This is a genomic window from Methylobacterium sp. UNC300MFChir4.1 (assembly GCF_900110155.1).
In the GTDB taxonomy this organism is placed as follows: domain Bacteria; phylum Pseudomonadota; class Alphaproteobacteria; order Rhizobiales; family Beijerinckiaceae; genus Methylobacterium.
Genome location: NZ_FOCS01000028.1, coordinates 16,780 through 30,226, shown reverse-complemented (window position 1 = coordinate 30,226; position 13,447 = coordinate 16,780). Strand labels below are relative to the sequence as shown.

Sequence of the window (13,447 nt, the reverse complement as noted above, 5' to 3'; positions counted from 1 at the left end):
GAAGCACGTCCAAAAGGGAGTTGAGCCTGTCTCGGGTTGAGAGGCTACTCCGGTAATTTCGGTATAACTCTTTCGATCAGTCGCGAGAATAGAGCGTTGCATTCCCTCGTAACCAACGATCTGTGCTCAGAACGAATCGCCGGATTGCGCCGAGATCGGGTGTTGCGGGGACCCGCAACCAACGTCATCTGACAAAGCCCGCTGCGCCGAACGCGCAGCGGGCTTTTTTCATGGCCCGATGCCGCGTCTCACCGCGCCCCGACAGGTCGCCGGCTGCGCCGCTCGGCCTTGCGGGTCGCGGTCTCGCGCAGGTGATGCTCGATGGCGTCGTTGGCCCGGCCGCGCATGTGGCGGATGGCGTCCACGTCGTCGAAGGTCTCAGGGAAGCGCCGCGACAGCCACAGATAGGCGCTGGCGAGCTTCACGGTCCGCTCCTGGTAGTCGAGCGCGCCCGAGAGGTTGCCGCGCAGAGCCGGGACCGTGAGGCCGGCGGCGCGCGCCTGGCACCAGCGCTCCAGCAGGCCCATGGCGATCTCGTCGCGCCGGTCGATCGGGCAGACCGAGAAGGCGAACTTCTCCTCGATCGGCAGCCGCGCCCGGTCGACGATCCGGGCGACCTCCAGCACCTCCTCCAGGGCCGAGGGCTGGAACGGCGAGCCCGCGTAGAAGGTCGCCCGGGCGAAGTGGGTCAGCACCTCGTGCAGGCTGTGCGTGCGCATCTCCTCGGCCACCGAGCGGATCGCCCCGAGATCCGGGCGGACGTAGAAGCGCGTGTCGGCCGCGGGCGCCGTCGGGGCGCCCGAGAGGGCGATGCGGATCGGCTCGGCGGCGTACGGGTCGGTCGCCGCAACGTAGCCGACATCCTGGTGGCCGTAGCGGCCGGCCCGGCCGGCGATCTGCCGGATCTCGGAATGGGTCAGCGGCCGCTCGGCGGTCCCGTCCCACTTGCGCACCGCCGAGAACACGATCCGCTTGAGCGGGCCGAGGTTGAGCCCCATGCCGATCGCGTCGGTGGTCACCAGCACGTTGGCCTCGCCGGAGCGGAAGCGGGCGGCCTCGGCCCGGCGGACCTCCGGCGAGAGGGCGCCGTAGATCGTCGCGACCCGGTGGCCGCGGGCGACGAGGACCTCGCGGTTCTCGTGCACGGCCCGGCGCGAGAAGGCGACGACCGCGTCCCCGGCCTCGACCTTCTCCAGCGGCACCGGCTCCTCCAGCAGCAGGAGCGGCGACTTCCGGGTGAAGGGGATCACCTCCAGGGACTCGTCGGCGGCCTCGGCGGCGCGGCGGACATACGACAGGGCGTCGTCCGAGCCGCAGACGATCACGGTCCGCGCCGCGACGCCGAACAGCGCGTTGGTCCAGGCCCAGCCGCGGTCGGGGTCCGACAGCATCTGGATCTCGTCGATCACCGCGACGTCGATCGGCCGGGTCAGGTCGGCGGTCTCGATGGTGCGGGCGGTGTGGGTCGGGTCGGCCTCGCCCAGCACTTCCTCGCCGGTGATCATGCCCGCGCGCAGGCCCCGCTCGCGCAGGGTCTCGTAGTTCTCCAGCGCCAGCAGCCGGAGCGGCGCGAGGTAGGCCCCGGTCTCGGCCGCCGTCAGGTGCTGGAGCGCCGCGTAGGTCTTGCCGGAATTGGTCGGCCCCATGTGGAACACGATCTTCCGGTCGAGGCGCCGGGCGGCGGTGAACCGCTCGATATAGGCGCCGAAGCCGACCTGATCGCGCAGCCGCCGCAGGCGCGAGCCCTCGCGCGCCACCGCCTTGGCGTGGCGGCGGACGGGGGTGAGCGTGTCGTTGAGGCCGCGGGCCAACTTCGGGCCGTACGTGAAGACCCGCGACCGGAGCGAGCGGTCCATGTGGGCGATGTAGGCGGCGGCGTCCGCCCCGACCTCGCGCAGGTCGACGAGGAGCTGCGCCCGCAGCCGGTCGACCGGCTTGTGCAGGGCGCGGGTCGCCTGGAGGGCCGTGCGCGCCACGGCATCGCGCAGGGCCTCCAGGCGGTGCGTCGGGTCGTTCCGCGCGGCCATGCGGGCGAGGATCTCGGCCGCCTCCGGCTCGGGGGCCACGTCGAGGCGCAGGTCCAGGCGGCCGTTGTCGAGGAGCGGGATCTCGGTCCGGATCAGCCAGGTGATGCGGTGGTCCTTGGTGACCACGGCCCGGAGATTGGGGATCGCCTTCCGGATCGCCGGGACGCCGGTCTCCGCGAAGGCCCGGGCGGCCCGCATCTCCCGGAGCGCCCGGGCGACGCGGTCGTCGTCGACCTCGGCGCCGTAATCGGGCAGGTCGAGCTGGGCGAGCAGCCGGTCGAGGTCGACCGCCTCCGGGGCGACGCCGAGCCGCCCCAGGGACTCGATCAGGCTCTCGATCGTCGGGCGGAGACGCTTGCGCGCCATGCGGTCACCTTCGGCAGAAGCGTCTGACGCCAACCCCGACGCGGTCGGGGGCGTTCCGGATCCGATCCATGCGCCGGACGGAGGCGGCACGCCATCCCTGATGCGCGTCTCCGCCGTCTTTGCGAGCGCAGCGAAGCAATCCAGTCGGTGCCCTCCGGACGGAAGGCGCGCCGCCCTGGGTCGCTTCGCTGCGCTCGCGATGACGGAGCGTTACGGATGCCGCGCCGCCTCGGCGAGCCAGCCGCAGAAGGCCCGGACCGCCGGATCCTCCGCCCGCGGCTCGGGGATGTAGGTGTAGTAGCTCCGCGCGGGCAGGGCGGGGCCCGGGAAGGGCAGGGTCAGGCGCCCGGCCGCGACGTCGTCGGCGATCAGCCGCTCGGGCCCCATGGCGACGCCGAGCCCGTCGAGGGCGGCCTGGAGGGTCAGGTAGAAATGCTCCAGCGTCACCGTGGCCCGCGGCGCCAGGTCCGGGACGCCCGCCGCCCGCAGCCAGTCGGGCCAGACCCGCGGCAGCGTCGCGGCGTGCAGCAGCGTGTGCTGCCGGAGATCCTCCGGCACCCGGAGCGGCAGCCGGCGCAGCAGGTCCGGGCTGCAGACCGGGATGCGCCGCTCGGACAGGAACGGCTCGGCGCGGTGGCCCGGCCGGCTGTCCGGCCCGCCCCGGATCGCCACGTCGAACGGCTCCGCCAGGCTGGCGAGGGGCACGTTCGAGGTGGTCAGCCGCACCTCGATCGACGGGTTGGCCCGCTGGAAGCCCGACAGGCGCGGGATCAGCCAGCGGAGTGTGAAGGTCGCCAGCGCGTTCACGTGCAGCAGGCGCGGCCGTCCGCGCTCGGCCTGCCGGGCGGTGGCCAGGGCGATGCGGTCGAGGGCGGCGCCGATCTCGGTGGCGTAGGCCGTGCCGGCCTCGGTGAGGACCACGCGCCGGTTGTGGCGCTCGAACAGCGGCAGCCCGAGCCAGCCTTCCAGCGCCTGGACGTGCCGGCTGACCGCCCCGTGGGTGACCCGCAGCTCGTCCGCCGCGCGGGTGAAGCTCCCGTGCCGCGCGGCCGCCTCGAAGGCCTTCACGGCGTTGAGGGGCGGCAGGCGACGGTGCACGGGTCAGGTTTCCTCACGCGAGCGTCAGCATAAGTCGTTTGTCAGCTCCGGGCCAGGGCGCCATCCTGATGTCGCACCACGAAGGATGGCTGGATGTCCGTCGCGTCCGATCTGACCGCGTCTTCCGAAACTGCGTCTTCCGAAACCGCGTCCTCCCGGGCCGCGTCCCTGCCGGACGCCCGGCGCACGCTGGTGGCCACCGGCGTGAACCACGCCCTGCACGACGGCTACACGGACCTGATCTACGTGCTGCTGCCGGTCTGGCAGGCGGAGTTCGGCCTCGACTACGTCGCCCTGGCGTTCCTGCGCTCCCTCTACAACGGCGCCCTGGCGGCGCTGCAGATGCCGGCGAGCCGCCTCGCGCAGGCCTGGGGTGCCCGCACCGTGCTGGTGCTCGGCACCGTGCTCAGCGCGGCCGGCTACGCGATCGCCGGCGCCTCGGGCGGCCTCGTCGGGCTCGGGATCGGGCTCCTGCTCGGCGGCGCCGGCAGCAGCACCCAGCATCCCCTGGCGTCCGCGGTGATCGCCCGGGCCTACGGGCCCGGCGCCCGCGGCCCGCTCGGCACCTACAATTTCACCGGCGATCTCGGGAAGGCGGCGGTCCCGCCTCTGGTCGGCCTGCTGCTGACCCTGACGGGCTGGCGGCACGCGCTCTGGGTGATCGCCGGCGCCGGGATCGTGGTCGCGCTCGCGGTCGCGCGCCTGCTGCCGCGTGATCCGGCCTCACGCAGCGGCGGCGCCGCTGCGCGGCCGGCGCCCCATGCGTCCGCGACCGGGTCGGGGAGCGGCACGGGCTTCCGGCTGCTCGTCGCCATCGGCATGCTCGACAACGCCGCGCGGCCGGCCTTCCTGCTCTACCTGCCGTTCCTGCTGCAGGAGAAGGGCGCGGCGCTGACCACGGTCGGCCTCGCCCTGTCGCTGGTCTTCGTCGGCGGCGCGCTCGGCAAGGCGGTCTGCGGGCGCCTCGGGGAACGCCTCGGCGTGACCCGGACCGTGATCCTCACCGAGACCGGGACGGCACTGGCGATCCTGGCGGTGATCGTGCTGCCGCTGGCCCCCGGGCTGATCCTGCTGCCGCTGCTCGGCGTGATGCTGAACGGCACCTCGTCGGTCCTCTACGGGACCGTCCCGGAGCTGGCGCCCGGCGGCCGGGTCGAGCGGGCCTTCGCGGTGTTCTACACCTGGACGCTCGGCGGCAGCGCGCTGGCGGCACCGCTGCTCTACGGGCGGCTCGGCGACGCGGCCGGCCCGCACTGGGCGGCCGTGGCGGCGGCCGGGACGGCGCTCGCCGTGGTGCCGCTGATGCTGGCCCTGGCGCCGCGCCTCGGGGCGGCGCACCGGCAGCGGGCCTGAGGCGCGCCGTCCGCTCGGATCACCCGTCATCGCGCGCGCAGCGAAGCGACCCGGGGATGCGCGACGCCGAGAACCGCGGTACCACTCTGGATTGCTTCGCTCCGCTCGCAACGACGTTCGCGTCAGGCGTTTCCGAGGGTGCTGACCCGGACGGCCTCGGACCGGCCGTCCACCGCCACGTCCCGGATCTCCGCCGGCGCCACGCGGGCCGCCGCGTAGACCGCCTCCGACACCACCGCCACGCAGCCGAGGACCTTGGTCAGGCCCTGGAGCCGGGCCGCGACGTTGACGGTGTCGCCGAGCGCCGTGAACCGGGCGTCGGTGGCGTCGCCCATCTCGCCGACGATCGCCGGGCCGGCATGCACGCCGATCCCGTACCGGAGGGTGTGCTCCAAGTCGGCCGCCAGGAGCCCGTTCAGCGTGTCGACCGACTCGGCGATGAGGTCGATCGCCCTCAGGGCCTCCCGGGCGGCCGCCTCGGCCTCCGTCTCCAGGCCGAACAGGGCCAGCAGGCCGTCGCCGAGGAACTGGTTGGTCGAGCCGCCGGCCTCGCGGACGGCGTCGCCGACCGCGCCGAGGAAGCGGTTGATGATGAACACCGTGTCGTAGGGCAGGCGCTCCTCGGCGAGCCGTGTCGAGCCGCGCAGGTCGACGAACATCGCCACGATGAAGCGCTCCTCGCCGGACTGCGCCCGGTCGAGCAGGTCGGCCTGGCGCATCCGCGGCTGCGGCGGCAGCAGCGGCACCACGGCCATGTCGGTCTCCGGCCGGAACTGGCAGGCGAGGCGCACCCCCGGGCCGGCCGCGATGCGCTCCAGCACCGCCCGCTCGGTGCGGCCGGGCGCCGGCGCCCCGTCGCTGCCGTCCGTCACCCGGATCCGGCAGGTCGAGCACCGGCCGCGGCCGCCGCAGACGCTGGCGTGGGGGATCCGGTTGCGCCGGCTCGCCTCCAGGACGCTCGTGCCGCGGGGTACCCGCACCACCCGTCCGTCCGGGTAGCTGAGCCGGATCGTGCCGCGCTTGATCTCGGCGAGCGTCCGCGCGCCGCGGGCCGCGATCACCGCCGCCACGAGGCCCGCGTAGGTCCCGAGCAGCCCGTCCCGGACGGCGGCGAGCCGCGCCACCTGGTCGGGCAGCCCGACATGGACCGGCTGGAGCGCCGCCGCGCGCCACGCCGGATCCTGCGCCAGGGTCATGACCATCCGGCCGCCCTGCGCGAAGCCCAGCAGCGACAGGACCGGCACCAGCACCGCGAGCGCCAGCAGCCAGGGCGCCATGCGGTCGAAGCCGGGCTTCAGCCGCAGCCAGAAATACAGGCCCATGCAGCCGTGGATCCAGGCGACGACCAGGACCGTGACCTGCATCAGGCCGAGGATCGGCGAGGCGATCCAGAAGGCGTAGAGTTCCTGCGCGTAGCCCTTGTCGAGCCCCTCGGTGACGAAGGAGACCCGGGTCCCGACGATGTGGCTGATGAGCAGCGGCGGGATCAGCAGGCCCGAGACCAGCTGCAGGGTCTCGGACGGCCGCCAGTGGAAGAAGCGGGCCGCGTAGAGGGCCTGGAGCCCGAGCAGCAGGTGGACCACCAGGGCGCCGTAGAGCAGCGTCAGGCCGACGGGGTTGAGCCAGACGGCCGTGACGAGGTCGAGGCCATCCTCCATGGCGTCGAGGGAGACGTTGCCCAGGGCGTGGTTCAGCAGGTGGGTCAGCACGTAGCCGAACAGGATCAGGCCGCTGGCCAGCCGGAGGCGCCGCAGGTTCAGGCGCAGGCGCGCGGCGCGCGGGGCCGACCGGGGTTGCGCGCCCGACTCGGCGGACCGGAGCGTCGCGATCGAGGCTGTGCGCACCATGCTGGAGGTCCGAGGGGATCGGTTCTGGGCCCGCCATTCACGGGCCCCTCGTACCAGCAAGACTTCCGTTGCGTCCGATTTATTTCTAATCGCCCGCGTTTCGCCGGATCCCGGCGACGCGGATCGCGCGGGGCCGCCCGCGCCGGAGCACCGATGCTGGACACCTTCTTCGCCCGTAGCGCCGCCGCGGTGGCCTCCGACCTGATCGGCGCCCACCTGTTCGTCGGCGCGGCCGGCGGGATCATCGTCGAGACCGAGGCCTACGACAGCACCGATCCGGCCTCCCACAGCTTCCGCGGCCCGACCCGGCGCAACGCCAGCATGTTCGGCCCGCCGGCCCACGCCTACGTGTACCGCTCCTACGGGATGCACTGGTGCCTGAACCTCGTCTGCGAGCCCGGCAGCGCCGTGCTGCTCCGGGCCCTCGCGCCGACCGAGGGGCTTCCCGCGATGCGGGCGCGCCGCGGCCTGGAGGATCCGCGCCTCCTCTGCGCCGGCCCCGGCCGCCTCTGCCAAGCCCTCGGCGTCACCGACGCGCTCGACGGGGCGCCCCTCGCGCGGGCGCCGTTCCGGTTCGAGCCCCGCGCCGCGGGCGATTCCGGGGGCGGCGACGTGGTCAGCGACCGGCGCATCGGCATCACCCGCGGCGCCGAGACGCCCTGGCGCTTCCTGCTCGCCGGCTCCCGGTTCGTGAGCCGCCCGGCGCGGAAGGCAGGGCCGGCCGCCGGATGAGGGCGGCCACCCGCCGTGCGTCACCTCGCGCCCCGCTGCGGCCGCCGGGAACTTGGGCATCCGCCTGCGGTTCCCCGGTCGTGGACGAGGGAGCCCCAGCATGCTGGCGATGAACTACCGCGGGCCGTACCGCGTGCGCGTCGATCGCAAGCCGATCCCCGTGTGCGAGCATGTTGAGGATGCGGTCATCCGAGTTACGCGAACCTGCGTCTGCGGATCTGATCTTCACCTGTACCATGGAATGGTGCCGGATACGCGCGTCGGCACGACGTTCGGCCACGAATTCACGGGCGTTGTTGAGGAGGTCGGCTCCGGCGTGCGCAATCTCGCCGTCGGCGACCACGTGCTGGTCCCGTTCAACATCGCCTGCGGCCGCTGTCACTTCTGCAAGCAGGGGCTGTTCGGGAACTGTCACGAGGCGAACGCACAGGCGACCGCGGTCGGCGGCATCTACGGATACTCGCACACCGCCGGCGGCTACGACGGCGGCCAGGCCGAGTACGTCCGGGTGCCCTACGCCGATGTCGGCCCGTGCAAGATCCCCGCGACGATAGACCTCGACGACGCGGTGCTGCTCACCGACGTCGTGCCGACCGGCTATCAGGCGGCCGAGATGGGCGGGATCCAGCGCGGCGACACCGTCGTGGTCTTCGGCGCCGGACCGGTCGGCATCATGGCGGCGCGCTGCGCGTGGCTGTTCGGGGCCGGCCGCGTGATCGTCATCGACCACGTCGAGTACCGGCTCGACTTCGCGCGGCGGTACTGTCCCGCCGAGGTCTACAATTTCCGCTCGATCGGGGATCCCGTGGTCTTCCTGAAGAAGACCACCGATTCGCTCGGGGCCGACGTCTGCATCGACGCGGTCGGCGGCGACGCGGCGGGGAGCGCCCTGCATACCCTGATGGGGACCAAGCTGAAGCTCGAGGGCGGCTCGGCGGTGGCGCTCCACTGGGCGATCAACGCGGTCAAGAAGGGCGGGATCGTCTCGATCGTCGGGGTCTACGGGCCGACCGGCAACCTGATCCCGATCGGCAACGTCCTGAACAAGGGCATCACCATCCGGGCCAACCAAGCCTCGGTGAAGCGCCTGCTGCCGAAGCTGATCGCCCATATCGAGGCGGGCCGCCTGAACCCCAAGGAACTGATCACCCACAAGGTGCCCCTCGAGGAGGCCGCGGATGCCTACCACCTCTTCTCGGCCAAGCTCGATGACTGCATCAAGCCGGTCCTGGTCCCCCCGACGGCACGCGCGTGAGGAGGGGGCGATGAGAAACCGTCCGATCGATCCGTCGACGGTCCTGGGCTGGGGCGTCGACGCGGATCCGCAGAACGATCCGACCTACCCGATGCGCGACATCGCGCGCGACGACAGCCGGGGCATGAACTGGGCGCGGCCGCCGCAGCAGCGGGCGCGCGTCGAGGTCCTCACCTCGATCGAGTACAACGCCCGCCCGGCGGTCGTCGGCACGTCGACCCCGCCGCGCGGCGTGAGCGGCGTCATCCGCCGGCAGGCGTTCCGCTACAGCGAGTCCCAGTGGGCGCACTGGCTGATGCTGATGGCCGCCGACCGGGTGAACGTGGTCGAGGGCGTGGTCGACGACCTCGCGCGGGGCCGCGTCCCCAACGTCGCGGCCGAGATGGGCGCCCGGGCCGAGCTGGCCCACAACCGGTCCGGGCTGGCGGGCAAGCTCGCGCTGACCGGCGCGGCGATCGGGCTCGGGATCCTGGTCTCGCGCCTCGCCCGCGCGGAGCGGCGCTAGGGCCGCCCCCGGACGACGGCGCGGGGAACGGCTTTCGCGGCGGGTCCTCCCTCGGCTAGGACAGCGGGGCGCGCAGCCCCCCGGGTGCCTGCGGCGAGCCCGGGGGGACCATGGCGGCCAAGGATGAAGCGACGTGGCGGGTCGGCGTCCTGTTCTCCCGCAGCGGGGTGAGCGGCATCACCGAGACCGAGCACTTCCTCGGCACCGCCCTGGCGATCGAGGAGATCAACCGGGCCGGCGGCGTGCTCGGGCGCCCGATCGAGCCCGTCTGCTACGACCCCGCCGGCGACAACGACGCCTACCGCACCCTGGCCCGGCGGATGCTCGCCGAGGACGGGGTCGAGGTGGTGTTCGGCTGCTCGCTCTCGGCGAGCCGGAAATCGGTGCTCTCCACCGTGGAGCGGCACAACGGCCTGCTCTGGTACCCGTCGATCTACGAGGGCTTCGAGTACTCGGAGAACATCATCTACACCGGCGCGACCCTCAACCAGAACGTCTTCGCACTGGCCGACTACCTGATGCAGGAGCACGGGCCGCGGATCTTCCTGATCGGCTCCGACTACATCTACCCGCGGGAATCGAACCGGGTCATGCGCGACCTGATCGAGGCGAAGGGCGGGACCATCGCGGGCGAGCTCTACGCGGCCCTCGACGCGGACGACGCGGCCCACGCCGCCATGATCGCGGCGATCCGCGACGCCGCCCCGGACGCGGTCTTCTCCACGGTGGTCGGGCGCGGCGCCGAGCGGCTCTACCGCGCCTACGCCGCGTCCGGCATCGACCGCGCCCGCTGCCCGATCGCCAGCCTCACCCTGGCGGAGGGCCAGATCCGCGCGATCGGCCCCGAGCACTGCACCGGCCACGTCCTCGCGGCGCCGTATTTCGGCGCGCTGCCCGGCGAGGAGAACCGGCGCTTCGTCGCCGCCTTCCAGGCCCGGTTCGGGCCTGAGCGCCCCACCAGCATGTGGTCGGAGACCGCCTACGCGCAGGTCCACCTCTTCGCCCGGGCGCTCGCGGAGGCCGGCACCCTCGACGCCGAGCGCCTCGGCGCGGCGGCCCTGCGGCAGCGCCTCGCGGCGCCGGAGGGCGAACTCGCCTTCGACGGCGAGACGCGCCACATCTGGCTCACCCCCGGCATCGGGGTCGCCCGCGCGGACGGGCAGTTCGACGTCGTCTGGCGGGCGCGGCGGCCGGTGCGGCCCGACCCGTACCTCGCGTGGTCCCGGTTCGAGACGAACTGGCTGGAGGAGGGGCTCGCCGCGTGACCGCCCCCGCCCGCAAGATCCTGGACGACCTGCGGCGCGCCCGCGCCCTCGTCATCCATCCCCGGGACGAGGAGGCCGCCGCTTTGCTGGAGCAGCTCCGCCGCCTCGGCTGCGCGGTCTCCCTGGCGTGGCCGCCGCCCGCCGCCCTGCCGGCCGACATCGACACGCTGTTCATCCAGCTCGACGACGCCCAGGTGATGCACCTGCTGCCGTCGATCGAGGCGATCGAGCCGGCGGTCATCGCCATCGTGGCCTACGAGAGTCCGACCTCGCTCAAGGCGATCGCGGACGTCAACGCCCACGGCGTGCTCAACAAGCCGCTCCACCCGCGGGGCGTGCTCACCCAGTTCGCCCTGGCCCGCTACCGGCGCGGTTACGAGGGCCGGCTCACCAGCAAGATCAACCGGCTGGAGGAGACCATGAAGGGCCGCCGCACCGTCGAGAAGGCGGTCCGGCTGCTCGTGGACCTGAACCGGATCGACGAGGACGCCGCCTACAAGATGCTCCGGGACCGGGCCACCGCCGCCCGTGTGCCGATGGCGAGCGTGGCCGAGAGCGTGGTCTCCGCCCACGAGGCGATGAGCGGACTCGGCCTGCGCATCGCGTTGGCGGAAAAGACTTGATCGCAGCAGCCTGCCGCATTTATGGTCTTGCGGTCTGTTTCGGGGTGCGTATCGTAGTCTAACCGGGCAGGGTTGCCCCGCAGCAGCAGTGCTGCACGACATCACGGCTTTGAAGCCTCTGGTTCGCGGACGATCTGTCTCCGCGCCCAGGGGCTTTTTGCGTTTCGGAGCTCTCATGGTCCAGGCGAACGATCCCGCGCGCCCGCCGATACGGGTGTCGTGCATCCAGTTCGAGCCGGAATTCGGCGCGGTCGACGCGAATATGGCGCGCGCGTCGGACCTCGTCCGCGCGGCCGCCGCCGAGGGCGGCCGGCTGATCGTGCTGCCGGAACTCGCGAGCACCGGCTACGTGTTCGAATCCGCCGCGGAGGCCGCCGCGCTGGCCGAGCCCGTGCCGGACGGCCCGACCACCCGCGCCTGGGCGGCGCTCGCCGCGGAGCTCGGCGTGCACATCGTGGCGGGCATCGCCGAATCCGCCGGCGAGACCCTCTACAACGCCGCCGTGATCGTCGGGCCGGAGGGCTACATCGGCACGTACCGCAAGGCGCATCTCTGGGATCAGGAGAACGTGTTCTTCGCCAGGGGCGATCTCGGCTTCCCGGTCTTCGACACCGCGCTCGGGAAGGTCGGCGTCGCGATCTGCTACGACGGCTGGTTCCCCGAGACCTTCCGGCAGCTGGCGCTCGCCGGCGCCGAGATCGTCTGCATCCCGACCAACTGGGTGCCGATGCCCGACCAGCCCGCGGGCGAGGCCGCCATGGCCAACACCCTGCACCGGGCCGCCGCGCACTCGAACGGGATCTTCATCGCCTGCGCCGACCGGGTCGGAATCGAGCGCGGCCAGCCCTTCGAGGGGCAGAGCCTGATCATCGGCCCCAAGGGCTGGCCGCTCGCCGGCCCGGCGAGCCGCGACCGCACGGAGACCGTCTCGGCGCTGGTCGACCTCGACGCGGCCGGGCGCAAGGACCTCAACGCGTTCAACTCGCTCCTGCGCGACCGCCGCGCCGACATCTACGGCTGAGCCCGCTTCGCACCGTCGTCATCCAAGGAGTTCGTTCATGGTGAAATGGTCCCTCGTCGGCGCCGCGGCGCTCGCCCTCGCCGCCGCGCAGGCCGCCACGGCCGCGCAGGCCGCCGACGGCAAGCCGATCGTCATCGGCATCCCGATCGGCCTGTCGGGCGCCAACAGCGTCGTGGCGCCCTCGGTGGTGCAGTCGGCCGAGCTCGCCGTGGAGGAGATCAACGCCAAGGGCGGCGTGCTCGGCCGCAAGCTCGTCCTGGAGGTGGCCGACGACGCGTCCGGGGCGGCCGGCGCCCAGAAGGCCTTCGACAGCCTGATCTACCAGAAGAAGGTCGACGTCCTGATCTCCATGGAGACGAGCGCGGCCCGCAACGCCGGCCTGCCCGCCGTCACCAAGGGCAAGGTGCCGTACATCTACACCTCGTTCTACGAGGGCCATTCCTGCAACAAGAACATGTTCGTGGACGCCTGGGTGCCGGAGCAGCAGGTGCCGCCGGTGGTGGACGCCTTCAAGGCGAAGGGCGCCAAGACCTACTTCCTGATCGGCAGCGACTACGCCTTCGGCCGCGGCATGCTGGGCTTCGCCAAGGGCTACGTCGAGAAGACCGGCGGCAAGGTGCTCGGCGAGGAGTACCTGCCGATGGACGGCAGCGACTGGACGGCGATCATCTCCAAGCTGAAGGAGGCCAAGCCCGACGCGCTGATCACCTCGACCGCGGGCGGCGCGCCGAACGTGACGCTGACCAAGCAGCTGCGCGGCGCGGGCGTGTCGCTGCCCTTCGCCAACCTCGCGCTGGACGAGGGCACCGCCAAGAGCATGGGCGCCGACGCCGAGGGCGTCTACCTCTCGGCCTCCTACGTCACCGGGATCGACAGCGCCGAGAACAAGGCGTTCCTGGCGGCGATGCAGAAGAAGTTCGGCGCCGAGCTGCGCACCCCGAACGACCTCTCGGTGCCGGAATACGAGGCGATCTACCTGTACAAGGCCGCCGTCGAGAAGGCGGGCGGGACCGAGACCGCCAAGGTCCTGGAGGCGCTCCCGACCGTGAGCTTCACCGGGCCGCGGGGCACGATCACCATGAGCAAGCAGCACCACGCGCCGCTGACCATGTATCTCGGCCAGATCCAGAAGGACGGCACCGTGAAGGTCGCCGGCACCTTCAAGGACGTCGATCCCGGCGAGCAGTGCCCGAAGCTGCAGTGAGGGGCGGGGCACGAGGCCTCGCCCGGGCGGGCGACGATATCCACCCGTCTCGCGCCGACGTCGATGACGGAGCGCCACGTGCCCCCTCTCCAGTGCGGGAGAGGGTTGGGGTGAGGGATTAGACGCTCCAGGATCGAGCGCGCCGTCGTCG

General features: G+C 72.5%; 11 protein-coding genes. 8 read left to right on the top strand and 3 right to left on the bottom strand.

Annotation, left to right across the window (positions count from 1 at the left end; all coding sequences use genetic code 11):
- Positions 1-248: 248 nt before the first annotated feature.
- Positions 249-2,393: a helicase-related protein gene (locus BMY19_RS25995; RefSeq protein ID WP_100253389.1), complete on the bottom strand. Its 2,145-nt coding sequence runs from the start codon at positions 2,391-2,393 to the stop codon at positions 249-251.
- Between the two features lie 210 nt (positions 2,394-2,603).
- On the bottom strand, positions 2,604-3,491 hold the full coding sequence (gcvA, locus tag BMY19_RS25990) for a transcriptional regulator GcvA (protein ID WP_100253388.1): 888 nt from the start codon (positions 3,489-3,491) through the stop codon (positions 2,604-2,606).
- Positions 3,492-3,584: 93 nt separating this feature from the next.
- Here gcvA and BMY19_RS25985 point away from each other — a divergent pair, with 93 nt between their 5' ends.
- Complete coding sequence (locus BMY19_RS25985; protein ID WP_100253387.1) at positions 3,585-4,844, top strand: MFS transporter; 1,260 nt, start codon at positions 3,585-3,587, stop codon at positions 4,842-4,844.
- Positions 4,845-4,966: 122 nt separating this feature from the next.
- Here the strand turns inward: BMY19_RS25985 and BMY19_RS25980 are convergent, their stop codons facing one another.
- A complete protein-coding gene (locus BMY19_RS25980) occupies positions 4,967-6,691 on the bottom strand; it encodes an adenylate/guanylate cyclase domain-containing protein (RefSeq protein ID WP_056524564.1) in 1,725 nt (574 codons plus the stop codon).
- A gap of 153 nt (positions 6,692-6,844) precedes the next feature.
- On the opposite strand from BMY19_RS25980, the gene BMY19_RS25975 reads away from it, so the two are divergent.
- From BMY19_RS25975 to BMY19_RS25945, 7 genes are all read left to right on the top strand, one after another.
- Positions 6,845-7,423 (top strand): DNA-3-methyladenine glycosylase, encoded by a 579-nt coding sequence (locus tag BMY19_RS25975; protein WP_100253386.1) that lies wholly within the window; start codon positions 6,845-6,847, stop codon positions 7,421-7,423.
- Positions 7,424-7,523: 100 nt separating this feature from the next.
- Positions 7,524-8,678: a zinc-dependent alcohol dehydrogenase gene (locus BMY19_RS25970; protein WP_100253385.1), complete on the top strand. Its 1,155-nt coding sequence runs from the start codon at positions 7,524-7,526 to the stop codon at positions 8,676-8,678.
- A gap of 10 nt (positions 8,679-8,688) precedes the next feature.
- Positions 8,689-9,183 (top strand): hypothetical protein, encoded by a 495-nt coding sequence (locus BMY19_RS25965; protein WP_100253384.1) that lies wholly within the window; start codon positions 8,689-8,691, stop codon positions 9,181-9,183.
- A gap of 110 nt (positions 9,184-9,293) precedes the next feature.
- Positions 9,294-10,448, top strand: a complete 1,155-nt coding sequence (locus BMY19_RS25960) for a transporter substrate-binding domain-containing protein (protein WP_091928224.1) — start codon at positions 9,294-9,296, stop codon at positions 10,446-10,448.
- Positions 10,445-11,071: an ANTAR domain-containing response regulator gene (locus tag BMY19_RS25955; RefSeq protein WP_020096063.1), complete on the top strand. Its 627-nt coding sequence runs from the start codon at positions 10,445-10,447 to the stop codon at positions 11,069-11,071. Before BMY19_RS25960 ends, BMY19_RS25955 begins: the two co-directional genes overlap by 4 nt.
- A 175-nt stretch (positions 11,072-11,246) precedes the next feature.
- Positions 11,247-12,092 carry a nitrilase family protein gene (locus BMY19_RS25950; protein ID WP_100253383.1) on the top strand — a complete coding sequence of 282 codons (846 nt, stop codon included), beginning with the start codon at positions 11,247-11,249 and terminating at the stop codon, positions 12,090-12,092.
- Positions 12,093-12,129: 37 nt separating this feature from the next.
- Positions 12,130-13,296, top strand: a complete 1,167-nt coding sequence (locus BMY19_RS25945; RefSeq protein WP_100253382.1) for a substrate-binding protein — start codon at positions 12,130-12,132, stop codon at positions 13,294-13,296.
- The last annotated feature ends 151 nt before the right edge of the window (positions 13,297-13,447 follow it).